The sequence below is a fragment of the Rhizobium sp. RU20A genome, assembly GCF_900155885.1.
Lineage (GTDB): Bacteria > Pseudomonadota > Alphaproteobacteria > Rhizobiales > Rhizobiaceae > RU20A.
The window spans coordinates 1,257,245-1,281,286 of record NZ_FTMB01000001.1; the positions used below are offsets into that span (position 1 = coordinate 1,257,245).

The following is a 24,042-nucleotide window of genomic DNA, read 5'->3' on the forward strand; positions in this document are numbered from 1 at the left end:
TCCGTCTGGAAACGCGCCCTGCGCGCTGCCGCCGCAGCAGGGACTACAAGACCCCGAAAGACAATGGAATGACCGAATTCGAAGGCATGGCGCCGGCGATCGCCGCGGCGTTGACCAAACGCGGCTACACGCAGTTGACCCCGGTGCAGAAGGCCGTGATCGCCAGCGATCTGGAGGGACGCGATGCGCTCGTCTCCGCCCAGACCGGCTCCGGCAAGACCGTGGCCTTCGGCCTGGCGCTTGCCCCCGACCTGCTGTCGGGCCATGAGCGTTTCGAGCGCCCCGGCGCGCCGCTTGCCCTCATCGTCGCCCCGACGCGCGAACTCGCGTTGCAGGTCATGCGCGAACTCTCCTGGCTCTACGCGGAAGCCGGCGCCACCGTCGCCACCTGCGTCGGTGGCATGGACCCGCGCACCGAACGCCGCACGCTGGAGCGCGGCGCCCACATCGTCGTCGGCACGCCCGGCCGCCTGCGCGACCACATCACGCGCGGCGCCCTCGACATGTCGGAAATCCGCGCCGTGGTGCTGGACGAGGCCGACGAAATGCTCGACCTCGGCTTTCGCGAAGACCTCGAATTCATCCTCGAGGAAGCCCCGGATGACCGCCGCACCCTGATGTTCTCGGCCACCGTGCCGCGCGCCATCGAAACCATGGCGCAGAACTACCAGAAGAATGCCGTGCGCCTCGAAACGGCGTCCGAAAGCCGCCAGCATGGCGATATCGAGTACCGCGCCCTCGTCGTTGCCCCGGCCGACCGCGAGAACGCCATCGTCAACGTGCTGCGCTTTTATGAAGCGAAGAATGCCATCGTCTTCTGCTCGACCCGTGCGGCCGTCAACCACCTGACGGCCCGCTTCACCAATCGCGGCTTTGCGGTGGTGGCGCTTTCCGGCGAACTCAGCCAGAACGAGCGCACCCACGCGCTGCAGGCCATGCGCGATGGCCGCGCCCGCGTCTGCATCGCCACCGACGTCGCCGCCCGCGGCATCGACCTGCCCGGCCTAGAACTCGTCATTCACGCCGATCTGCCGACCAATTCCGAAACCCTGCTGCACCGCTCCGGCCGCACCGGCCGCGCCGGCAACAAGGGTGTGAGCGCCCTCATCGTGCCGCTGTCGGCCCGCCGCAAGGCCGAGCGCCTGCTGTCCGGCGCCAATGTCGTACCGAACTGGGCCCTGCCGCCGTCCGCCGACGAGGTGACGGCCCGCGACCACGAGCGCCTCGCCACCGACCCGGCCATTGCCGAACCGCTGCTGGACGACGAACGCGATGCCGTCGCGACGCTCGTTGCCAACCATACCGCCGAACAGCTCGCCACAGCGTTCCTGCGCCTGTGGAGCGCCGGCCATTCCGCGCCGGAAGACCTGATCGAAGTGCAGCTCGACGCCGGCGCCAAGCGCGTCCGCAAGGACGCAACCGACGGCCCGGTCGATTTCGGCCCGGCCCGTGCCCGCACCGATTTCGCCGGCAGCCTCTGGTTCTCGCTCTCGGTCGGCCGCAAGCAGCGCGCCGAGCCGCGCTGGCTGATCCCCATGCTCTGCCGCGCCGGCAAGATCTCCAAATCCTCGATCGGCGCGATCCGCATGCGCGAGGACGAAACCTTCGTGGAAATCGACGCCGCCTCCGAGGATGTCTTCCTCGGCGCCATCGGCCCGAAGATGACCATCGAAAAGGGAATCCGCCTGACGCAGATGGACGGCAAGCCGGACTTCGGCCCCGGCAGCCCGCGCGAGGCCTCCGACGGCGAGCGCCGCCCGGCCCGTGCCCCGCGTGACGACGCCCGCCCGGCAAAGCCGCGCGGCGAATGGACCGACAAGCCGCGGGGCGACTATGCCGACAAGCCCCGCAAGGCCGGCGGCTGGAAGCGCGATGGCGAAGGCGACGCCCGCCCCGCCAGCGCCCGCCCCTACGCCAAGCGCGATGGCGGCAACGAAAAGCCACGCGGTGAAAAATCCTTTGGCGAGAAGGCCTTTGGCGACAAGCGCCCGAAGCCGAAGGGCGAGTGGCAGGATTCCCCGGCCCGCAAGTCGGCTGCCAACGACCGGCCCCGCCACAGCGACGGCGAAGCCGCCATGCGCCGCGAGGACGACCGCGCCTGGAAGACCAATGACAGCGCGTCGGACCGTCCGGCCCGCAAGTTTGCAGACAAATTTGCAGACAAGGGCGACGGCAAGCCCGCCGGCGACCGCAGCTTCAAGCCCCGCGCCAAGCCGGGCGCCGCCCGCACCGACGGCAACGGCCCCTATGCCGGCAAGCCGAAGAAGGCCAAGCGCAAGGACGGCTGAGGAAGCACGGCGCTCTGCCTCAAGGCCGTGCGCTCCGGATGGACCGTGAGAGCGTGGTAGGGTGGTGAGGCCGCCCACCCCGAATCCCTCATGGTCGGGCCTGACCCGACCATCCCTATGTAACGGAAAACAGCTGAGAAATGGATCCTCGGGTCAAGCCCGAGGATGACGACGCCACGTTGGTACAGTGTGGTGCGCGAAAGATCCGAAGTTTCAAAGATGTGAGAAACGGCAACCCCAGACACCGTCATCCTCGGCCCCCGAGCCGAGGATCCACTGCCGCGCATGCCGTCAATTGCAGAGAAACTCGGTGAACGCCGAAGCTTTTCGCGTGTACGGGGTTCCTACCCCGACCCACCCGCCCCTCACCCCACCGGCGCAAACGCCGCCATCGCCCCCGCATAGGCCTTGGGCAACGGCGCCGCATACGACCCGCGTTTGCTGCTCGTCAGTCGCTGCGAGACCAGCGCCTCCGCCATCTTCACCGCCGCCGAGACACCATCGATGACGGGCACGCCATAGCGGGCCTGCAGCCGACCGGCGAGGTCGGCCATGCCGGCGCAGCCGAGCACGATGGCTTCGGCGCCATCCTCGGCGAGCGCCGCCTCGATCTCGGCCGTGAGCTTGTCGAGCGCGCCGGAGGCGGCATCTTCCAGTTCCAGCACGGGGATGTCGGCAGCCCGTACCTTGGCGCGCCCGCCCATGCCGTAATGGCGCGTCAGGTCTTCCAGAAGCACCCGCGAGCGCTCCAGCGTCGTCACCACCGTGAATCTGTGCGCGAGGAACGACGCCGTCGTCACCGCAGACTGGCAGAGGCCGAGCACGGGAACCGAGGCGAGCGCCCGCGCCGCATCGAGCCCCGTATCGTCGAAACAGGCGATGATCGCGGCATCGATGCCCTGCGCCTCCGCCGCGCGGATTTCGGCGAGCATGCCGGGCACCGCGATCGCCCCGTCATAATGCCCCTCGATCGAGGCAGGCCCCATGCGGGAGGTGGCGGCAAGGATGGTGGTGCCGGCCGCTGCGACGGCGCGGGCCGCCTCCGCCGCCTTCTCGGTCATGGAGGCGGTCGTGTTGGGATTGACGATCAGGATGCGCATCAGGAGACTTTCGCCTGCCGCCGCCTGAGCATCAGGATGATGCCGAGCGTGGCGAGGATCACAGTGAAGGAGAAGAGCGTGGTGACCGTGCCGAGCGCATAGAGCACCGGTGTCGTCACGTTGGTGGTCATGCCGTAGATTTCGAGCGGCAGCGTGTTATAGGTGCCGGACGTCATCAGCGTGCGCGCGAACTCGTCATAGGAGAGCGTGAAGCCGAAGAGTCCGACCCCGACGAGGCTCGGCGCGATCATCGGCAGCACCACATGCCGGAACGTCTGCCAGGAAGACGCCCCGAGATCGCGTGCTGCCTCCTCATAGGCCGGCGAGAAGCGGTTGAAGACCGCGAACATGATCAGCACGCCAAAGGGCAGCGTCCAGGTGAGATGCGCGCCGAAGCCGGAGGAATACCAGGCAGGCTTCAGGCCGAGCTGCTGGAAGACCACGCCGATGCCAAGCGAAATGATGATGGAGGGCACGACCAGGCTTGCAACCGTCAGGTAGAACAGCCCGTTGGAGCCGAGAAAGCGCCGCCTGAAGGCAAGACCGGCGAGCAGCGACACCAGCACGGTGACGACCATGACCATGGCGCCGAGCGCAAAGGAGCGCCGGAACGCCGCGCCGAAATCGCCGACCGCCTGCTTTTCGAAGAGATTGCCGAACCAGTGCAGCGAGACGCCGTTGAGCGGGAAGGTGAGCCCGCCTTCCGGCCCCTGGAAAGAGAGAATCAGCACTGCCGACAGCGGGCCGTAGAGAAACAGCACGAAGAGCGCGAAAAAGGCGGCGAGAATGTAGAATTCCAGCGGTCGCTTGTCATGGGCCATGGTTCAGAGCTCCTTGCGGATATCGACGACGCGCAGGATTGCGGCGACCATGAAGAGGACGAGGACGAGCAGCACCACGGCATTGGCGGCGGCGGCCGGATATTGCAGCAGCGACATCTGGTTCTTCATCATCAGCGCCACCGAGGCGCTCTGCCCGCCGGACATGACCTGCACGGTCGAAAAATCCGCCATGACCAGCGTCACGACGAAGATCGTGCCGATGGCGATGCCGGGTTTGGCAAGCGGGATGACGACGTTCCAGAGGATCTGCGCCGAAGAGGCCCCGGCATCGCGCGCCGCCTCGAACAGCGAGCGGTCGATGCGCATCAGCGTGTTGAAGATCGGTGTCACCATGAAGAGCGTGTAGAGATGCACCATGGCGAGCACCACGGCGAAATCCGAGTAGAGCAGCCATTCCACCGGCTGCGGCACGATGCCAAGTCCGACGAGCCCCTGATTGACCAGCCCGTTGCGCCCCAGAACCGGGATCCACGAGATCATGCGGATGATGTTGGAGGTCAGGAACGGCACGGTGCAGACGAGGAAGAGCACCATCTGCATGGTGGTGGTGCGGATGTGAAAGGCGAGGAAATAGGCGACCCAGAAGCCGATGACGAGCGTCAGAACCCAGACCATCGCCATGTATTTCAGCGTGTTGAGATAGGTCTTCCACGTCACCCAGGAGCCCAGCACCTCCTCGTAGTTGAGCATGATGAAATCCGGATAGAGCCCGGCGAAATCATAGTCCCAGAAACTGACGGTGACGATCATCAGGATCGGTAGCGCGAAGAAGAAGCCGAGGATCGCGGTCAGCGGCACCGCCTGGAGATAGGCAACGAGCGCCGGCGGAATGCGAAAGACGCGCTTGTCTTTCGTGCTTCCGGCGCCGATCAGGCGGACAGTTGTCATTCCGTGTCATCCTCTTCGCAAGGGTGGTCAGGGTTGCGGGACGGAGGGGGTGGAGGTCGGAACACCCTCCCCTCTGTCCTGCCGGACATCCCCCCACGGAGGGGAGATCGGCCGGCGGCTTGCGCATCGCTTCAAGGCAAACGCCTGCTTCCGGGCAGGCGGGTGCTCCATCGGATCTCCCCCCTTGTGGGGGAGATGCCCGGCAGGGCATAGGGGGGGGGTACCACGAATGCGCAGCAGCCCCCCAACCCGCATCAGGCTGCGATGAACTCGTTCCAGCGGCGGACCATGTAGCGGTCCTCGTCCATGACGGAGTTCCAGCAGGCGACCTTGCCCATGCGGTCCTCGAAGGAGCCGCCGTCGCGCACGGCGCCAGCCTTTTCCATCACCTTGCCTTCCGGAGACATGATGTCGCCGGCTGCCGGCTTGCCTTCGATCCAGTAACCCCACTCGTCGGCCGTCATGAAGTTCTTGGCCGTTTCCATGCAGGCCGAATAGTAGCCCTGGCGGTTCAGATAGCCGCCGACCCAGCCGGACGTGTACCAGTTGATGTACTCATACGCCGCATCGAGCTGCGCGCCCGAGAGGTGCGAGGCAAGACCAAGGCCACCGCCCCAGGAGCGATAGCCCTCCTTCAGCGGCTGGTACTTGCAGGCGATGCCCTTGGAGCGCACCGCAGCAACGGCCGGCGACCACATGGACTGGATGACCACTTCGCCCGACGCCATCAGGTTGACGCTTTCGTCGAAGGATTTCCAGAAGGCGCGGAACTGGCCGGCCTGCTTGGCCTTGATGAGGAATTCAATCGTCTTGTCGATCTCTTCCTTCGTCATGTTGCCCTTGTCGGCATATTTGATCTCGCCGGTGGCTTCCATGATCATCGCGGCATCCATGATGCCGATCGAGGGGATGTTGAGGATCGAGGTCTTGCCCTTGAAGGCCGGATCCATGATGTCGGCCCAGGTGGTGATCTCGCGCCCCACGAGGTCGGGGCGAATGCCGAGCGTATCGGCATTGTAGATCGTCGGCATCATCGTGAACCACTGGGTGGGTTCCTTGGCGAAGGTCTTGCTGTCCTGCGCTTCGACGAAGCCGACCGTGTGCGGCGCCGTGCCCTGCGCGATCACCGAATCCGGATTCAGCTTGCCGGTAATGAAGAGCGGCACGACCTTGTCGAAATATTTCAGCTTCGACGTGTCCATCGGCTGCAGCACGCCCGACGGGAAGACCTTCTTGAGGATCCAGTATTCGATGTCTGCGATGTCGTAGCTGTCGGGCTGCGTCACGGCGCGCTGGGCGGCGGCATCGGAGTCGGTTGCCGTCATCTCCAGCGTGATGCCGAGGTCGGCCTTGCACTTCTCGGCAATGGCGTTGATGTTCGAAACGCCCGTGCCGAACTGGCGCAGTGTGATCGGGTTCTGCGCCCAGATGGTCGGAAAGCCCGTGATGAGGCCGGAACCGGCAACGGCGCCAGCGGCCGCCGCACCCGTCTTCAGAAGCGTGCGGCGCGTGACCCCCGTCGCAGCCGCCTTCGTCGTCTTGCTCGTCTTCATCGTCATGTCGTTCCCCTTGTTGTGGTGATGATGATGGATCTGTGAAAGTGTAAGAAAATCAGTGGACGCGGCCGAGCAGCAGGGCCTCGCCGAAGGCCCAGCTGACGGGCACGGCATCGCCTGGCGAGAGCGGGCGGTCGAAGAAATCCTGGTCGCCGACAACAACGGTGAAATCGTCCGCGCCCGCGCCGATCAGCGTAATCTTCACGCTGGAACCGCGATACTCGACGTTGGAGACGATGCCGGTGAAGCCGGTGCCCGGCGTTTCGGGTTCCGCAAAGCGGATGCGGTCGATGCGCAGACCGATATCGGCGGGCGCACCGACCTCGGCTCCTTCCGCAGCCACCCGGAAGATCCCGCCATCGGGTACCTCCACCGTGGCAACACCCTCCTCGATGGCCGTGATCCGGCCGGAAATGACGTTATGGTCGCCCATGAACCGCGCGACGAAGGCCGTGGCCGGGCGTTCGAAGACAGCGCGCGGCGTGCCGGCCTGCTCGATGCGCCCGTCATTCATGATGACGATGAGATCGGCGAGCGCCTGCGCCTCCTCCTGGCTGTGGGTGACGTGCACGAAGCTGATGCCGAGCGTCTTCTGCAGCTTCTTGAGCTCGGCGCGCATCTTCACCTTGAGGAAGGGATCGAGCGCCGACAGCGGTTCGTCGAGCAGGAGCGCTTCCGGATTGGTGATAAGCGCGCGGGCGAGCGCCACGCGCTGCTGCTGGCCGCCCGAAAGCTGCGCCGGACGCCGGTTGGCATAGGCCTCCATCTGCATCAGCTTCAGCATCTCGAGCGCCTTGCCACGGCGTTCCTCGCGCTCGACACCCTTCATCTTCAGGCTGAAGGCGACATTGTCGATGAGGTCGAGATGCGGGAAAAGCGCATAGGACTGGAACATCATCGCCGTCCCGCGCCGGGCGGGCGGCAGATCGGTCACGACGGCATTCCCAAGGCGGATGTCGCCGGACGAAATGGTCTCGTGGCCCGCGATCATCCGAAGCGTCGAGGTCTTGCCGCAGCCAGAGGGGCCGAGGAAGCAGCAATAGGTTCCGGCGGGGATCTTCAGGCTGATCGCATGCACCGCCGTGGTCTGCCCATAGACCTTGGATACGGAAACGATATCGATCTCTGCTGCTTTGGACATGCGCGGCTCTCCGTTGTCGGGAGAAGCAATGCATCAAGCGTGCCAGTTTGGTGGAGCGCCGGTTTTGCACCGTCAAATCCACTCCGACCGAGCAGCCTGCCCGTTTCCGGTCCAGCCTGCCGCTTAATTTATGAGCGATCGTCTACATTCAATAAGCATATCGTATACAATTTACGCGTCGATTGCGATGCAAAGATCATTTCCAACGCCGGCGAAGCCGGTTAGGATAGGATAAGAACCTGCGGATCGACGATGCCATCCACCCTTCCCCAAACGCCAGATCAGGACTTCGACGCCCAGTCGATCCGCGACGCCTTGCGCGATGCGATCGTCGACCGGCGACTGGCGCCGGGCACGAAGCTGACAGAGGGGGATGTCGGCACCCTCTTCAAGGTCAGCCGCACGCTGGTGCGCGCCGCCCTGCAGGCGCTCTCCTATGAAGGTCTCGTTACCGTGGAGAAGAATCGCGGCGCCTTCGTCGCCAGCCCCTCCCCGGAGGAATCCCGGCAGATCTTCGCGACCCGCAAACTGATCGAGCCCGGCATCGTCATGGAGGCATGCCGCCTCATCGCCCCCTCGCAGATCCAGCTGCTCCGGCAATTGCTGCTGGAGGAAGGCCGCCTGACCGGGGAACGCGGCCCGACGGCGCGGCGTGCCGAGATCAAGGCGTCCGGCGATTTCCACCTGACCATCGCCCAGATTGCCGGCAATGCAATCCTGCTGCGCTTTATGGAGGAACTGGTCGCCCGTTCGTCCCTTGCGATCGCCGTCTACGGACAGTCGGTCGTCTCGAGTTGCGGCCACAGCGAGCATCAAGCGATCGTCGATGCGCTGGAGCGGCGGGATGCCGGGGCTGCTGCCGCCCTGATGGTCCACCATATCGATCATATCGAAGCCGATCTGGACCTGCGCGAGCGCGATCCGACCGATCTCAAGAACGCGCTGGGCGCTCTGGTCTGATCACCGGCACTGCCGCAACTGCACCGCATAGCGCTGCGCCTGCTGAGCCGTGCGCCGCGCACCGTTCATCGCCTCGGGACGGGCCCGATAGGCGCCGCGATTATAGCCTTCCTGACCGGAATGATAGGCGAGATAGAGCCGGTACGGATCGTTGAGCGCGATGCCGTTCTTCTGGTGGCTGAGACGGTGATACCAGGCGACGAAATGCACGGAATCGCTGAAATTCGTCCGGCTTGCCGTCCAGCGTCCGGTCGAACGTTTGTAGCTGTCCCAGGTACCGTCGAGGGCCTGCGCGAAGCCATAGGCGCTTGACGGCCTCTTCCAGGGAATGAAGCCGAGCAGCTTGGTGCGCGGCGGGCGCGCATAGGGCTTGAACCCCGACTCGGCATAGATCGTGGCCATCAGGATCGGCACCGGCACGCCAAATTCGCGCTCGGCCTTCACCGCCGCCCGTTTCCAGTTTCCGAACAAACCGCCCTTTTCCGAAAAGATCGCACAGGCATTCGTCACACGGCTCGGCGCCGTGGCACATCCCGCCAGCATCAGGAGGACGACGATCAAAACGCAACGCATCGCAGACCCTCTCATTTGCGGAGCATCGCACCGAAAGGCAACACACGCCTCCGGCTATCCCGATCCTCCCGCAAGGAGTTCGATCGACCCTTGCGCATCCATGGGAATGCCGGGCGATCCAAGACATTGATAAAGGGTAAACTTTAACGAAACGTTTTGATCGAACCAATCACTGCGGGCGGAAGAAATCCGGTCGTCCGGCCGCGATCCAAGCCTGCATCTCATCAATCCGTTCCTGCAATGGCAGGACGAGAGCTTCGCGCGGCGAATGGCCTTCGAAGATCTTTCGCTCGACCATCCAACCTTGGAAGGTCGCGTAGTCGGAGACAAGCCTGGAGGGACCCGGCACAACGCATTGCGCCTCCACGCGAAAAAAATCGCGGATCTTCTTGATAACCAGTTCGTAATCGTCCCGGTGAAACTCCACGTCTTGGCCGGCAAGATCGGACAATGAGCGCTTAAGGTCGTAGGGATCACGCTCGAAGATCAGGAATTTCTTGAGATCTGCACCCTGCATGCCGCTGCGGCGATATCCGAGATCAAGCCCAAGCTCAAACGGCATGTTCATGCGCGCCATCTCGCCCGCCTCCGCCGCGCGGGTGCGGGAAAGATCGTGGATGGAATAGCGCGACGCCTTGATCAGCCCGACAATCTTGTCGAGCCGGTTCTCACCGGCCTCCAGCCGTTCGCTGGCGAGGCGCGGCGTATAGCCAAAGGAGACGACACAGAAGACGGCCGCCTGCAACAGGTTCGCGTAGGCGTCATCGAAAGGGCAATTGATGAAGACGTTTCGATCGAAAGCCGCGTCCAAGCGCACTCAGCCCTTGGTGACAGAAGCGTCGGACGTATAAGAAAGGCGCTCGCGGATCAGGCCATTTTTGCCATGAATGTAGAGGACGCTGCCTCGCTGCTTCGCAATCTTCTGCGCCGCATCGACGGCTTCCTGCTGGCTGGAAAACACACGTGAGGCGCGCGACGAGCCCGCTTCGCGAAGCGTCCACTTCCCGCCGCTCGGCATCACATGCTGGCTCTTGCTCACAGCCTCGCTCCGTCTACACCACGTGAATTTCCGCAAGGAAATAATAAGCGAGCATCCCGGAAACGACAAGGCCCAGCGAGTGGCCGGGCCTTGTCATGCATGCCTTTCCGCCCGGCAAACGGTCAGCTGTCGAGGAACGAGCGCAGCTTCCGGCTGCGGCTCGGGTGCTTGAGCTTGCGCAGAGCCTTGGCTTCGATCTGGCGGATACGTTCGCGGGTGACCGAGAACTGCTGGCCGACTTCTTCGAGCGTATGGTCGGTGTTCATGCCGATGCCGAAGCGCATGCGCAGGACGCGCTCCTCGCGCGGCGTCAGTGACGCCAGAACGCGGGTGGTCGTCTCGCGCAGGTTCGCCTGAATGGCAGCGTCGATCGGCAGCAGCGCGTTCTTGTCCTCGATGAAGTCGCCGAGATGGCTGTCCTCTTCGTCGCCCACGGGGGTTTCGAGCGAGATCGGCTCCTTGGCGATCTTCAGCACCTTGCGCACCTTTTCGAGCGGCATGGCGAGCTTTTCGGCCAGTTCCTCCGGCGTCGGCTCGCGGCCGATCTCGTGCAGCATCTGGCGCGAGGTGCGCACGATCTTGTTGATCGTCTCGATCATGTGCACGGGAATGCGGATCGTGCGGGCCTGGTCGGCGATCGAGCGGGTGATCGCCTGCCGGATCCACCACGTCGCATAGGTCGAGAACTTGTAGCCGCGGCGATACTCGAACTTGTCGACCGCCTTCATCAGGCCGATATTGCCTTCCTGAATGAGGTCGAGGAACTGCAGGCCGCGGTTCGTGTACTTCTTGGCGATCGAGATCACCAGACGAAGGTTGGCTTCCACCATTTCCTTCTTGGCGATCCGGGCCTCGCGCTCGCCCTTCTGCACCATGTGCACGATGCGGCGGAATTCCGAGATCGAGATGCCGGTTTCGGTGGCGAGATTCTGGATTTCCTGACGGATGTCGCGGATCATCGTGGATTCGCTCTTTGCGAAATCCTTCCAGCCCTTGCCGGCCAGATTGGCGATCGACTTCATCCAATTCGGATCGAGTTCCGCGCCGGAATAGTGCTCGAGGAACGAGTCACGCTTCACGCCGTAGCTTTCGGCCAGACGCAGCAGGCGGCCTTCGTTCTGCACGAGGCGCTTGTTGATGTCGTAGAGCTGCTCGACGAGGCTGTCGATACGGTTCTGGTTGAGCGAGAGCGACTTGACTGCCTTGATCAGCTCGTCCTTTAGCTCCTTGTAGCGGCGCTCCTGGGCGGGTGACAGCGTGCCGGTGGCAGCAAGGCGCGCTTCCACCTGCTGGTCCTGCAGCTTGCGCAGCTTCTTGTAGGTGTCGGCGATGACGTCGAGCGTTTCCATGACCTGCGGGCGCAGTTCCGCTTCCATGGCCGCGAGCGAGAGGTTGGACTCGTCGTCGTCCTCTTCCTCTTCTTCCGGCATGGGCATGTCGCCGCCGACATTGGTGATGTCGTCGTCATTGGCCGGCATGCGAGACTTGCGGGTCTTTTCCTTCTCCTCGGCCGCCTTGCGGTCGGCCTCGATCTTCTCGGGGCTCTGGAACTGCGGGGCAGCCTTGGCCTCGGGACCGGAATAGGTCGTTTCGAGATCGATGATCTCGCGCAGCAGCGTCTGGCCTTCGTTGAGTTCGTCGCGCCAGATGATCAGCGCCTGGAACGTCAGCGGGCTTTCGCACAGGCCCGCGATCATCGTCTCGCGGCCGGCCTCGATGCGCTTGGCAATCGCGATTTCGCCCTCGCGCGACAGAAGCTCCACCGAGCCCATTTCGCGCAGATACATGCGCACCGGGTCATCGGTCCTGTCGGTCGGTTCCTTGCGCTTGGAGGTGGCGAGCGCAGTGCCGGCGGAGGGGGCAATCTCGCCACCTTCGCTCTCGCCGTCGCTATCGGCCTCTTCATCGTCGCCGCCGGCAGCCTCTTCGGCTTCCTCGTCCTCGACCACATTGATGCCCATGTCGGAGAGCATCGCCATCGTGTCCTCGATCTGCTCGGAGGTGACTTCCTCCGAGGGAAGAACCGAGTTGAGTTCGTCCATCGTCACATAGCCGCGCTTCTTGGCGGCCTTGATCATCTTCTTGACGGCATCATCCGAAAGATCGAGAAGCGGACCGTCCGGCGCACCATCGCGTTCGTTCTCGGCTTCTTCGTTTTCTTTGACTTTGGTTGCCATCTAAATCGTCGCTTTCCTTGGACAGCCCGCATTCCAATGATTGGTCCGCACCTCGGTGCGGGGCGGATGCGCGAAGCACCTCCGTCGAATCATTGCCCCTGACGTAACGGGATGATGTTTAAATCCTGATTAACCACCAGACGCGCTGCCTGTGACCAGACGGACATCGCCCGACCACCTCGGGGAACAGGTCTGTCATGATGCGCAGTCCGCCGATCCATTTCACCTTCACATCAGAAATGGTGATTCCCAGAAAAATCGGCCCCGTCAAGCGTTTCCGGGTAGAAAAGCGCAATTATGCTCTCCCGCCCCCGCTTCGCGGGCCGATTTCCCGTGCGGTTCATGGGGCTTATATGGGTCGGGGCCGGACGAAAACAAGTCTGGCGAAAATCCCCGCCCACGGGCCGCAACACCTGCCGTGACAGGGCCTGTGCCGGGTCAGCACAGGCCGGACCGCGACTCAGCGCGCGGGAAGCTTCGGCAAGAGCACCGTCAGGATGCCGAGCAGCGGCATGTAGGAGCAGAGCTGGAACACGAAGTTGATGCCTTGGTGATCGGCGACCACGCCGAGCAGCGCCGCGCCGAGCCCGCCCGCCCCGAAGGCGAAGCCGAAGAACACGCCGGCGATCAGCCCCACCCGCCCCGGCACCAGCTCCTGCGCGAAGACCACGATGGCCGAGAAGGCGGAGGAGAAGATGAAGCCGATCAGCACCGTCAGCACACCGGTCCAGAAGAGATTGGCATAGGGCAGCATCAGTGCGAAGGGAATGACCCCGAGGATCGAGAACCAGATGACGAAGCGCCGGCCGTAACGGTCCCCGATCGGCCCGCCGAAGAAGACGCCGACGGCCGAGGCCCCGAGGAACAGGAACAGCATCATCTGCGCCGACTGCACGGAGAGGCCGAAACGCTCGATCGTGTAGAAGGTGAAGTAGCTGGAAAGGCTCGAGAGATAGACGTTCTTCGTCACCGTCAGCAAAACGAGCACCAGAAGTGTCGCCATCACCTTGCCGCGCGGCAGCGGCAGATCGCGGCTCGGCGCCGGACGTCCGGCGGCAAGGCGGCGATGGCCCTCATACCAGCGGCTCATATAGGTCAGGATCACCATGCCGACGACGGCAACGCTCGCAAACCAGGCAAGGCTTTCCTGGCCGAAGGGCAGCACGATGAAGGCGGCGAGAAGCGGCCCGATCGCCGTGCCGGCATTGCCGCCCACCTGGAAGAAGGACTGCGCCAGCCCATGACGGCCGCCGGAGGCTGCGCGCGCGATGCGCGAGGATTCCGGGTGGAAGACGGCCGAGCCGAAGCCGATCAGACAGGCGCCGATGACGAGCACCGGAAAGCTGTGCGCAAAGGCCAGCATGATCAGGCCGCAGAAGGTGCTGGCCATGCCGAAGGGCAGCGAGAAGGGAATGTGCCAGCGATCCGTCACCAGCCCGACGGCCGGCTGAAGCAGCGAGGCGGTGATCTGGAAGGCGGCCGTCAGGAGGCCGATCTGCACGAAGTCGAGCTGGTAATTGGCTTTCAGCAGCGGATAGATCGACGTCAGCAGCGACTGCATGATGTCGTTCAGCATGTGGCAGAGGCTGGCGGCCAGGATGATGGAAAAGGTCGTTGCGGTGCGTGTCGGTGTCGCCGGCATGGCAGTCGTCATTGAAGTCCTCCCGGCCGGTTTCCCGGCCCATGACGCCACCGCCCGCCACGGCCAACCGTATCCAGGTTGAACGTGGCAGGCGGTGATGGGTGTGAGTCGCATTGAACCATGCGGTTCAACGGGCACGCACCTCATAGGATGAAACCGACGGATGCACCATTCAAACTTTATGACCGACGCTTCACGGATCGCGATGGATCGGAAAGGCTATCCTTACCAGCCCCAGTCCATCACCACCTTGCCGGAATTCCCGGACCGCATCGCCTCGAAACCATCGCGGAAATCGTCGATGCCGATCCGGTGGGTGATGACGGGGGAGAGGTCGAGACCGCCCTGCACGAAAGCGATCATCTTGTACCAGGTCTCGAACATCTCGCGCCCGTAGATGCCCTTCAGCGTCAGCATCTTGAAGATGACCTTGTTCCAGTCGATGCCGAAACCCTCCGGCGCGATGCCGAGAATGGCGATCTTGCCGCCATTGTTCATCGTGTCGATCATCGAGCGGAAGGCCGGCGGCGCGCCGGACATTTCGAGCCCGACATCGAAGCCCTCGGTCATGCCGATCTCGGACATGACTTCGGAAAGATCCTGGCTGGAGGCATCGACGACATGGTCGATGCCAACCTTGCGGGCGAGGTCGAGGCGCACCGGGTTGATGTCGGTGATCACGACCTTGCGCGCGCCCGACCGCTTGGCGACCATCGCCCCCATGATGCCGATCGGCCCGGCCCCGGTCACCAGCACGTCCTCGCCGACGAGATCGAAGGAGAGCGCGGTGTGGACGGCATTGCCGAAGGGATCGAAGATCGCCGCCACCTCGTCCGGCACGTCGGCAGGGATCGGCACGACATTGTGCTCGGGAATGCAGACGAACTCACCGAACGAGCCGGGGCGGTTGACGCCCACCCCCTTCGTGTAGTGGCACAGATGTCCGCGCCCGGCGCGGCAGTTGCGGCACTTGCCGCAGACGATATGCCCCTCGCCCGAGACCCGCTCGCCGACCCGGTACTTGGTGACGGAGGAGCCGATCTCGGCGATCTCTCCGACGAATTCATGACCGACCACCATCGGCACCGGAATGGTCTTCTGCGCCCAGCTGTCCCAGTTCCAGATATGCACGTCGGTGCCGCAGATCGCCGATTTCTTCACGCGGATCAGCACGTCGTTCGGCCCGACCTCCGGCACCGGAACATGCTCCATCCAGAGGCCCACTTCAGGCTTTGCTTTAACGAGCGCGCGCATCATGTTCGACATGACAAAACCCTCCCAAGGGATTCAGAAGACTCGTGTGTTTGGCCCTAGATGACGCCCAGCTCGCGGCCGACCTCGGCGAAGACCTGAATCGCTGTGCGAACATCCGCCTCGCTGTGGGCGGCCGACATCTGGGTGCGGATGCGCGCCTGCCCGCGCGGCACGACGGGGAAGGAGAAGCCGACCACATAGACCCCCTTCTCCAGCATGCGCGCCGCCATCGCCTGCGCCAGCGCCGCGTCGCCCAGCATGACGGGAATGATCGGATGCCCCTCGCCCGCCAGCGTAAAGCCGAGCCTGGTCATTTCGCGCCGGAAGAGATCGGCATTGGCCGTGAGACGCTGGCGCAGATGATCGCCATTTTCGATGAGATCGAAGACCTTCAGCGAGGCGGCTGCAATTACCGGCGCCAGCGTGTTGGAGAAGAGGTAGGGCCGCGAGCGTTGCCTGAGCCACTCGACCACCTCCGCCTTGCCGGACGTATAGCCGCCGGAAGCGCCGCCGAGCGCCTTGCCGAGCGTGCCGGTGATGATATCGACGCGCCCCTCGACGCCGCAATGTTCGGCAGAGCCGCGCCCGTGTCTGCCCACGAAACCGACAGCGTGGCTGTCGTCCACCATCACCATCGCGCCATACTTCTCGGCAAGGTCGCAGACCCCTTGCAGATTGGCGATGATGCCATCCATGGAAAAGACGCCGTCGGTGGCGATCAGCTTGAAGCGCGCGCCTTCCGCCTTCCTAAGCTCCTCTTCCAGCGCCGCCATGTCGTTATTGGCATAGCGGAAGCGCTTGGCCTTGGAGAGCCGCACGCCATCGATGATCGAGGCATGGTTCAACGCATCGGAGATGATCGCATCCTCCTCCGACAGCAGCGTCTCGAAGAGGCCCCCATTGGCATCGAAACAGGAGGAATAGAGGATCGTATCCTCCAGCCCGAGAAAACTTGAGATGCGGGCTTCGAGCTGCTTGTGCTCCTCCTGCGTGCCGCAGATGAAGCGCACCGAGGCCATGCCATAGCCGTAGCGGTCGAGCGCCGCCTTGCCGGCTTCGGCCAGTTCCTCGTTGTCGGCGAGGCCGAGATAGTTGTTGGCGCAGAAATTCAACACGCGCGCACCGGAGGCGACCGCGATCTCGCCCGCCTGCTTGGAGGTGATCACCCGCTCCGCCTTGTAGAGCCCACCAGCCTTCAAGCCATCGATTTCGGAACGAAGATGGGAGAGAAAGGCATCGGTCATGATGGCAGCTCCTGGAGCGGGTAACGGCAGGCTTCGATGCCAAATCTATAGACCGAAACGCCGTGGCCTGCCCACCTGCACGCGTCAGCCACAGACGCAGATCCCCGGCAAAATGCGCCGCCCGCGACATGCTCTGTCGCAGATGCGTCAATCCTGCGCGCGGATCACCTCCAGAAAGGCCGCGCCATAGCGCTCCAGCTTGCTCTGGCCGATGCCGGAGATGTCCAGCATGGCGTCGAGGCTGTGGGGCCGCGCCTTGGCGAGCCCGATCAGCGTCGTATCAGGGAAGACCACATAGGGCGGCACGTTCGCCTCCTTGGCGATCTGGGCCCGCAGCTTGCGCAGCGCCTCGAACAGCACTGCCTCCTCGCCGCCGAGCGCGGCCCTTTCACGCGCCGCCGGCGTCCTGGCATTTTTGGCGGCGCGGGCCGAGGTCGGGCGGTCCTTGCGGAAGAACACCTTGCGTTCGTGCTTGAAGACGGCACGCGCCTCCGGCTCGAGCTTCAGCGCGCCGAAGGCGGCGTGATCGACGCTGACGAGGCCGGAGGCGAGAAGCTGGCGATAGACCGACTGCCAGGTGCGGGCCGGAAGATCGCTGCCCGCCCCGAAGACCGGCATCTCCGCATGGCCGAAGCGCTCGGTCTTCTCGTTGCGGTTTCCAAGGAGAACATCGACGAGGTGTCCGGCGCCGAAGCGCTCGCCGGTGCGGTAGATGGCGGCCAGCGCCTTGATCGCGGCCTCCGTCCCGTCCCAGGTCTCGACCGGGTTGAGGCAGGTGTCGCAATTGCCGCAATTGCCGGGATGGCTCTCGCCGAAATGCGCAAGGATCGCCTGCCGCCGGCACGACGCCGTCTCGCAGATGGCGAGCAGCGCCGTCAGCTTGCCGCGCTCGATGCGCTTGATCTCCTCGGCCGCGCCGCCTTCGTCGATCATCCGGCGACGCTGCACGACATCGGCCATGCCATAGGCCATCCAGACCTCCGACGGCAGGCCGTCACGCCCCGCGCGGCCCGTTTCCTGGTAATAGGCCTCCACCGAGCCCGGCAGGTCGAGATGCGCGACATAGCGTACGTCGGGCTTGTCGATGCCCATGCCGAAAGCGACGGTCGCGACCAGGCAGAGATTCTCCTCCTTCAGGAACGCATCCTGATGGGCGTCGCGCACGGCGCGGTCGAGACCGGCATGGTAGGGCAGCGCGCGGATGCCCTGCGTCTCCAGCCACTCGGCCGTATCCTCCACCTTGGCGCGGGAGAGGCAGTAGACGATGCCGCTCGCATCCTTGAAGCGCGACAGGAAGCGCAGGAGCTGCTGGCGCGGCTGGTCGCGCTCGACGATCTCGTAAGCGATGTTGGGGCGGTCGAAGCTCGTCGAAAACACCCGCGCACCCGTCAGCCCCAGCCGCTCGGCGATATCCTCGCGCGTGTGCGGATCGGCAGTAGCGGTCAGCGCAATGCGCGGCACGCCTGGCCAGCGCTCGCCAAGCTGGCCGAGCGCGCGATATTCCGGCCGGAAATCATGGCCCCACTGGGACACGCAATGCGCTTCGTCGATGGCAAACAGCGCGATCGGAACGCCCTGCAACAGTTCGGCAAAGCCATCCGTGACGATCCGCTCGGGCGTGACATAGAGCATGTCGAGCGCGCCGGCCCTGAGGCTGTCGCGCACTGCAAAGGCTTCCTCGCGCGTCAGGCCGGAATTCAGCGCCGCCGCGCGGATGCCGAGCGCCTTGAGCGCCTCCACCTGATCGCGCATCAGCGCGATAAGCGGCGAGACGACGATGCCGACGCCGCGCCGGCAAAGCGCCGGGATCTGGAAGCAGAGCGACTTGCCGGCCCCGGTCGGAAAAAGCACCAGCGCATCGCCGCCCTCGGTGACGTGGTTGATGACGGCTTCCTGCTTGCCGCGAAACGCCGGATAACCGTAGACGCGCTTCAACACCTCCAGCGGCCGCGGATCGGCCTTTGGAAACGGCACGGTCGAGACGGCGGAAGAATCGCTTGACGATCGGCTCATGGCTGCACTTTCAAACATGTCATGGTCTGTCGGAAAAAAGCGGCGTGCGCCTTACCGCGCCGCCGGCCCCTTCACCCGGCCGGAAAGAACGCCGAAGCCCTCGATGATGGCTTCCTGGTTTTCCAGCCGCTGGGTTTCGTTCTGCACTTCCTGGAGCGTGCGCAGGATGAGGCCGACGGTCTCGTCGTCACCGTCCTCCGTCGCCTGCGCCAGTTCGCGCTGCAATTCGCGGCGCTGCCAGAGGAGGTCCCGGGCCCGCTTGTGCAGGCCGATCGCCTGCTGATAGGCCTCGCGCGCATCTTCGGGCGCAGCCTCGGCCGTCGCGCTCCACAGGCGCGAATTGCGCACCTGCTGGTCGAGCGAAGCGACGAGCGCGCCATGCCCGGCCGCCGCCAGCGCCTCCATCAGCATCTCGTGGTTCAGCCGCGAGCCGATCGAGGCCGCCGCGCCGAGCACCGCCGACCAGAGCCGTTGCAGATCCCGATTGTCGAATTCCAGCGCGGCGATCTCGTCGTAATCCTCGAAAAGGATCTGCGGATGGTTGATGACGGTGATGGCCAGCACGGATTCGCGCAGCGCCGGCAAGGCATCGGCGCCGCGCACCAGCGCCGAGCGCGTCAGCCGGTCCGAGACGCTGCCCTGCGGCATGCCCCGGCCCTCTCCCGCGCCACCGCGCCCGCCAAAGCGGCCACCGCGCTTTGCGCCGCCGGCATTCTGGAAGCCCGAACCCTGGAAGCCGCCGCGCTCCTGCCGCGCGGCCTGCGGCGGGCGAAAGAGCGCGTTCAGCCGGTCGCGCATGTGCTGCTGGTAGTAGCGGCGTACGTTTTCGTCGGCGATCACATTGGTCGCCTGCTTCAGGCGTGCCTCCAGATCAGCCCGTGCCTCGGGCGTCTCGAAGGTGCCGCTGCCCACTTCCCGCGTCCAGACCATATCCGAAAGGCCCCGCGCGCCGGCCATCACCCGGTCAAAGGGCGCACGGCCCTCCTGCTTGACGAGGTCGTCGGGGTCCTTGCCATCCGGCAGCAGCGCAAACCGCACCGTGCGGTCGGGGCGGATATGCGGCAGCGCCAGATCGACCGCCCGGAAGGCGGCGCGAATGCCGGCATTGTCACCGTCGAAGCACAGGACCGGCTGCGGCGTCATCTTCCAGAGCAGTTCCAGCTGGTTTTCCGTCAGCGCCGTGCCGAGCGGAGCCACGGCGTTCTCGATGCCCGCCTGGTGCAAAGCGATGACGTCCATATAGCCTTCGACGGCGATCACGGTGGCGCCCGTGCCCTCGCCGCCGCCGCGGCTCCCCTCCTGCACGGCGCGTCGCGCGCGGGCAAAATTGTAGAGCACCTGACCCTTGTGGAAGAGTTCCGTCTCGTTGGAGTTCAGATACTTCGCCATCGCATCGGCCGCCATGGCGCGCCCCCCGAAGGCGATCACCCTCTCGCGGGACGACAGGATCGGAAACATGATGCGGTCGCGGAAGCGGTCGTAGGAGACGGGGATGTCGGGGCCGTGCACGACGAGCCCGCAGGCCTCGATCTGCTCCTTCGGCACGCCCTTGCCGGCCAGAAATTCCTTGAGCGCATTGCGGCTCTCCGGCGCATAGCCGAGGCGGAAGGTCTCGATGGTCCGCCCCGTCAGGCCACGGTCCCTCAGATAGGCGCGCGCCTTCGCCCCACCGGCCGCCTGCAACTGATCCTCGAAGAAGCGGGTGGCAAGCTCCATGACGTCGAGCAACGTGGTGCGCTGCTTCTCGCGCTCCTCCGCCTGCTTGTCGGGCGCGGGCATGGCGACCCCCGCCATGTCGGCAATCTGCTGCACCGCCTCGGGGAAAGGCAGCCCCTCGATTTCCATCAGGAATCGGAAGTGATCGCCGGAGACGCCGCAGCCGAAGCAGTGGTAGCGCCCCTTGCGGTCCTCGCAGTGAAAGCTCGGAGATTTTTCGCCGTGGAAGGGGCAGCAGGCCCAGTAGTCGCCGCGCGAGGTATTGGTCTTCTTGCGGTCCCAGGTCACGCGCCGACCGATCACGGCCGAAATCGGCACGCAGTCGCGGATCTCGTCGAGGAAGCTGGGTGAAAAGCGCATGCCGTTCTCGTAGTCCACACGGGGCATCAGGTAAAGGACAAGCGTGATCTGCGCCGCCATCATCCGGCCCACAATCGGCAGGACAAACAGATCAACGATGGGACACAAAGATTCACGGAACCAAACCATGGCTGTGCGCTTTTGGCACGGATTGCATCAACCATGTCCACACAAAGCATTTGACCGCAGCAACCACCTGACCTATCGCCATATTCCACCTTCGTGAAATGTGTTCCGATGAACGACCTTGACAGGCTTGCGCACGATTCGAAGTTCCTGCGCCTCGTGCTGCAACACGTGCAGCAGGTCGTGTCGCTCTATGGCGTCAATCCCCGGCTCTATTCGGTCTTTGCCTCACAACAACGCTGGCTGATGGCGCAGATCGGCTTTTCACTGCATCACAGCCGTGATCCGGCCGATCCGGCCACGGGCCTGACGGTGAGCGCCTTCACCGAAGTCGTCCAGACCAACGGTGTGGCAAGCCGCAACACGGCCGCATCCTTCTTGCACGAGATGCTGGCCTACAAGTTCCTGCGCCACCGGCCCGATCGGCCGGACCGGCGGTCCCGGCCGATAGAACCGACGCCGATCGCCGAGCACGGCATGTGGGAATGGCTCGCCGTGCATCTTGCAACCCTTGACCGCTATGACGGGGGCAAACGCTGCGACCTCCTCCCGCCGGGCGCGCCGCTCGTCGCAGCCGTCCAGCCGCGCATCTGCGACGCGATCCTCAAAAGCCGCCTCAGAGGCTCGATCGGCACCAGCTTCGACCTCTTCACCTGGGCGAACAATGGCGGCGTCGTCCTCGATCAGCTTTTCTCGCTCATTGAGGCTTTCGAACCCGGGCAGGATCGCTACACCATCGGCCGCATCTCGACCACGGAGATGGTCGAACGTTTCCTGATGTCGCGCACGCACTTCAAACGCCTGATCCTGAAGGCGGCGGAAGCCGGCAGCGTCGGCTGGGAGGGCGACGTCTGGCGCAGCCCGATGTGGATATCGGCCGCGTTCCTGCGTGAATACTGGGATTACCAGGCCGAAAAATTCGCGATCATCGACCAGGCCTTTGCCGCCGCGCTGGCCGAAGAGGCGCCGTTGCACACCGCCTCCCCGTCATCCGCGGCCTGAGCCCGGCCACGGAGAATGTCGCGCGGTCGCCGGGGCTCACGCGGCAGACGGCCTTACTTCAGCAAATCCTTGATGATCGCGGAAGCCTTGGCGAAATCCATCTGGCCGGGATAACGCTCCTTCAGCACGGCCATCACCTTGCCCATGTCGCGCAGGCCCTGCGCGCCGATTTCGGCGATCACGCCTTCACACAGCGCACGCACCTCGGCCTCCGACAGCTGCGCCGGCAGGAAGGAGGAGATGATGACGATTTCTTCCCGTTCCTGCTGGGCAAGCTCCGGACGACCGCCTTCATCGTAGATGCGCGCCGATTCCTCGCGCTGCTTGATCATCTTGGCGAGGATCTGCATGATCTCGTCATTGTTGACGGGATCCTTGCCGGTGCCGCGATTGGCAATGTCGCGGTCCTTGATCGCGGTCTGGATGAGGCGGATCGTCGAGATGCGCCGTGTGTCCTTCGCCTTCATGGCATCTTTCAGAACGGTGGCGAATTCGTCGCGCATGATAACTCCTGTCTTGGCGTCTGCCGGTGGCGCGTGCCGCGCCTTCTGGGTCCGCAGCCGGTCCATTTGGGCCGTCTCATAGACCAAGGCGGCCCTGTTTCGCAAACCCCGTCCCGCAAACCGCCCTTTTTCTTGGGTAAACCATCATTGTTGGTGCGGTGCGATTGACCGTGCGGGAGGCTTTCTCTATTTTCCCGCACCTGCACAACATCATCAGCGATGACATGGGAACCGCGGCCCTCTGGCGCGCCGGTCTCGCTCGACCACACACATGGCCATGTGCCCTGCGCCGTTCAAGGCGAGGGCAAACGGCCGCAACGGGAAAGATCCGATGACGTCAACCCCTGCATGGACCACTTCCAAGCCGACCGCGCTTCTCGTGCTCGCCGATGGCACCGTCATCGAAGGCAAGGGCATCGGCGCCACCGGCCGCGTGCAGGCGGAAGTCTGCTTCAACACGGCGCTCACCGGCTACGAGGAAATTCTGACCGATCCCTCCTATCTCGGCCAGATCGTCACCTTCACCTTCCCGCATATCGGCAATGTCGGTGCCAATGACGAGGACATCGAGGACCTGACACCCGCCGCCCGCCACGGCGCGGTCGGCGTCATCTTCAAGGCCGACATCACCGAGCCCAGCAACTATCGCTCGGCCAAGCACCTGGACCAGTGGCTGAAGGCCCGCGGCATCATCGGCATGAGCGGCATCGACACCCGCGCGCTGACCGCCTGGATCCGCGAAAACGGCATGCCGAATGCCGTGATCGCCCACGATCCGGACGGCAATTTCGACGTCGAGGCGCTGAAGGCCGAAGCCAAGGCCTGGAGCGGCCTTGTCGATCTCGACCTCGCCAAGGTCGCGACGTCAGGCCAGTCCGCCAAGTGGGACGAGCGTCCCTGGGTCTGGAACGAGGGCTTTGCAACGCTCGGCGAGAGCGATGCGGCCTACCACATCGTCGCCATCGATTTCGGCGTGAAGCGCAACATCCTGCGCCTCCTGACGGGTCTTGGCTGCCGCATCACCATCGTGCCCGCCAACACCTCGGCCGAAGACGTGCTGGCGCTGAAGCCCGATGGTGTGTTCCTCTCCAACGGCCCGGGTGACCCGGCCGCGACCGGGACCTACGCCGTGCCGGTCATCCGCGCCCTGATCAACGAAGACCTGCCGATGTTCGGCATCTGCCTCGGTCATCAAATGCTGGGCCTTGCGCTTGGCGGCAAGACCGAGAAGATGCATCAGGGTCACCACGGCGCCAACCATCCGGTGAAGGACCACACGACGGGCAAGGTCGAGATCGTCTCGATGAACCATGGCTTCGCGGTCGACTCGAAGTCGCTGCCGGAAGGCGTTGAAGAGACTCACGTCTCGCTTTTCGACGGCACCAATTGCGGCCTGCGCCTCGTCGGCAAGCCGGTCTTCTCCGTCCAGCACCATCCGGAAGCATCGCCGGGCCCGCAGGACAGCCACTACCTCTTCCGCCGCTTCGTCAACCTTGTGAAGGAACGCAAGGGCGAAACGCTGCTGGCCGAACGCGCCTGACAGCCAGCGAAGGAACGATGAACGACAAAGGCCCGGGCGGTGATCACCGCCCGGGCCTTTGTCATGGGATTGAGTGTT

Annotated in this window: 19 protein-coding genes; 4 read left to right on the top strand and 15 right to left on the bottom strand. The window is 64.3% G+C overall.

From position 1 onward, the window contains the following. Nucleotides 1–68 precede the first annotated feature (68 nt). Nucleotides 69–2,288 carry a DEAD/DEAH box helicase gene (locus tag F3H41_RS06060; protein ID WP_149737679.1) on the top strand — a complete coding sequence of 740 codons (2,220 nt, stop codon included), beginning with the start codon at nt 69–71 and terminating at the stop codon, nt 2,286–2,288. Nucleotides 2,289–2,653: 365 nt separating this feature from the next. Here the strand turns inward: F3H41_RS06060 and F3H41_RS06065 are convergent, their stop codons facing one another. The 5 genes from F3H41_RS06065 to F3H41_RS06090 all read right to left on the bottom strand — a co-directional run bounded on the left by F3H41_RS06065 (nt 2,654) and on the right by F3H41_RS06090 (nt 7,815). Further along, complete coding sequence (locus tag F3H41_RS06065) at nt 2,654–3,388, bottom strand: aspartate/glutamate racemase family protein (protein WP_149737680.1); 735 nt, start codon at nt 3,386–3,388, stop codon at nt 2,654–2,656. Beyond that, complete coding sequence (locus F3H41_RS06070; RefSeq protein WP_149737681.1) at nt 3,388–4,209, bottom strand: ABC transporter permease; 822 nt, start codon at nt 4,207–4,209, stop codon at nt 3,388–3,390. The genes F3H41_RS06065 and F3H41_RS06070 overlap by 1 nt, the downstream gene beginning before the upstream one ends. Before the next feature lie 3 nt (nt 4,210–4,212). Further along, complete coding sequence (locus tag F3H41_RS06075) at nt 4,213–5,118, bottom strand: ABC transporter permease (protein WP_149737682.1); 906 nt, start codon at nt 5,116–5,118, stop codon at nt 4,213–4,215. A gap of 254 nt (nt 5,119–5,372) precedes the next feature. After that, on the bottom strand, nt 5,373–6,677 hold the full coding sequence (locus F3H41_RS06085) for a PotD/PotF family extracellular solute-binding protein (protein ID WP_149737684.1): 1,305 nt from the start codon (nt 6,675–6,677) through the stop codon (nt 5,373–5,375). Between the two features lie 52 nt (nt 6,678–6,729). After that, nucleotides 6,730–7,815, bottom strand: coding sequence for an ABC transporter ATP-binding protein (locus tag F3H41_RS06090; RefSeq protein WP_149737685.1), 1,086 nt, complete (start codon nt 7,813–7,815; stop codon nt 6,730–6,732). A gap of 252 nt (nt 7,816–8,067) precedes the next feature. On the opposite strand from F3H41_RS06090, the gene F3H41_RS06095 reads away from it, so the two are divergent. Further along, nucleotides 8,068–8,775: a GntR family transcriptional regulator gene (locus F3H41_RS06095; protein ID WP_149737686.1), complete on the top strand. Its 708-nt coding sequence runs from the start codon at nt 8,068–8,070 to the stop codon at nt 8,773–8,775. On the opposite strand, the gene F3H41_RS06100 is transcribed toward F3H41_RS06095, so the two are convergent. The 9 genes from F3H41_RS06100 to dnaG all read right to left on the bottom strand — a co-directional run bounded on the left by F3H41_RS06100 (nt 8,776) and on the right by dnaG (nt 20,793). After that, entirely contained in the window at nt 8,776–9,348 is a 573-nt protein-coding gene (locus tag F3H41_RS06100) for a transglycosylase SLT domain-containing protein (protein ID WP_149737687.1), read from the bottom strand. Nucleotides 9,349–9,517: 169 nt separating this feature from the next. Further along, nucleotides 9,518–10,159, bottom strand: coding sequence for a hypothetical protein (locus tag F3H41_RS06105; protein ID WP_149737688.1), 642 nt, complete (start codon nt 10,157–10,159; stop codon nt 9,518–9,520). 6 nt (nt 10,160–10,165) lie between these two features. Beyond that, nucleotides 10,166–10,387: a DUF2188 domain-containing protein gene (locus F3H41_RS06110; protein WP_244616083.1), complete on the bottom strand. Its 222-nt coding sequence runs from the start codon at nt 10,385–10,387 to the stop codon at nt 10,166–10,168. A 122-nt stretch (nt 10,388–10,509) separates the two neighbouring features. Beyond that, complete coding sequence (gene rpoD / locus F3H41_RS06115) at nt 10,510–12,564, bottom strand: RNA polymerase sigma factor RpoD (RefSeq protein ID WP_149737689.1); 2,055 nt, start codon at nt 12,562–12,564, stop codon at nt 10,510–10,512. 460 nt (nt 12,565–13,024) lie between these two features. Further along, the gene (locus F3H41_RS06120) at nt 13,025–14,218 is read right to left on the bottom strand and encodes an MFS transporter (RefSeq protein WP_149737690.1); all 1,194 of its coding nucleotides are present in this window, start codon (nt 14,216–14,218) and stop codon (nt 13,025–13,027) included. Between the two features lie 213 nt (nt 14,219–14,431). After that, entirely contained in the window at nt 14,432–15,472 is a 1,041-nt protein-coding gene (gene tdh, locus F3H41_RS06125; protein ID WP_149737691.1) for an L-threonine 3-dehydrogenase, read from the bottom strand. A 44-nt stretch (nt 15,473–15,516) separates the two neighbouring features. Continuing rightward, nucleotides 15,517–16,704, bottom strand: a complete 1,188-nt coding sequence (locus tag F3H41_RS06130) for a glycine C-acetyltransferase (RefSeq protein ID WP_149737692.1) — start codon at nt 16,702–16,704, stop codon at nt 15,517–15,519. A gap of 147 nt (nt 16,705–16,851) precedes the next feature. After that, nucleotides 16,852–18,717, bottom strand: coding sequence for a DNA helicase RecQ (recQ, locus tag F3H41_RS06135; protein ID WP_188129353.1), 1,866 nt, complete (start codon nt 18,715–18,717; stop codon nt 16,852–16,854). Nucleotides 18,718–18,768: 51 nt separating this feature from the next. Continuing rightward, the gene (gene dnaG, locus F3H41_RS06140; RefSeq protein WP_149738234.1) at nt 18,769–20,793 is read right to left on the bottom strand and encodes a DNA primase; all 2,025 of its coding nucleotides are present in this window, start codon (nt 20,791–20,793) and stop codon (nt 18,769–18,771) included. A 237-nt stretch (nt 20,794–21,030) separates the two neighbouring features. Here dnaG and F3H41_RS06145 point away from each other — a divergent pair, with 237 nt between their 5' ends. After that, nucleotides 21,031–21,921, top strand: a complete 891-nt coding sequence (locus F3H41_RS06145; protein ID WP_149737694.1) for a hypothetical protein — start codon at nt 21,031–21,033, stop codon at nt 21,919–21,921. A gap of 53 nt (nt 21,922–21,974) precedes the next feature. Here the strand turns inward: F3H41_RS06145 and F3H41_RS06150 are convergent, their stop codons facing one another. Next, entirely contained in the window at nt 21,975–22,424 is a 450-nt protein-coding gene (locus F3H41_RS06150; RefSeq protein WP_149737695.1) for a GatB/YqeY domain-containing protein, read from the bottom strand. 331 nt (nt 22,425–22,755) lie between these two features. On the opposite strand from F3H41_RS06150, the gene carA reads away from it, so the two are divergent. Then, nucleotides 22,756–23,964: a glutamine-hydrolyzing carbamoyl-phosphate synthase small subunit gene (gene carA / locus F3H41_RS06155; RefSeq protein ID WP_149737696.1), complete on the top strand. Its 1,209-nt coding sequence runs from the start codon at nt 22,756–22,758 to the stop codon at nt 23,962–23,964. Nucleotides 23,965–24,042 lie beyond the last annotated feature (78 nt).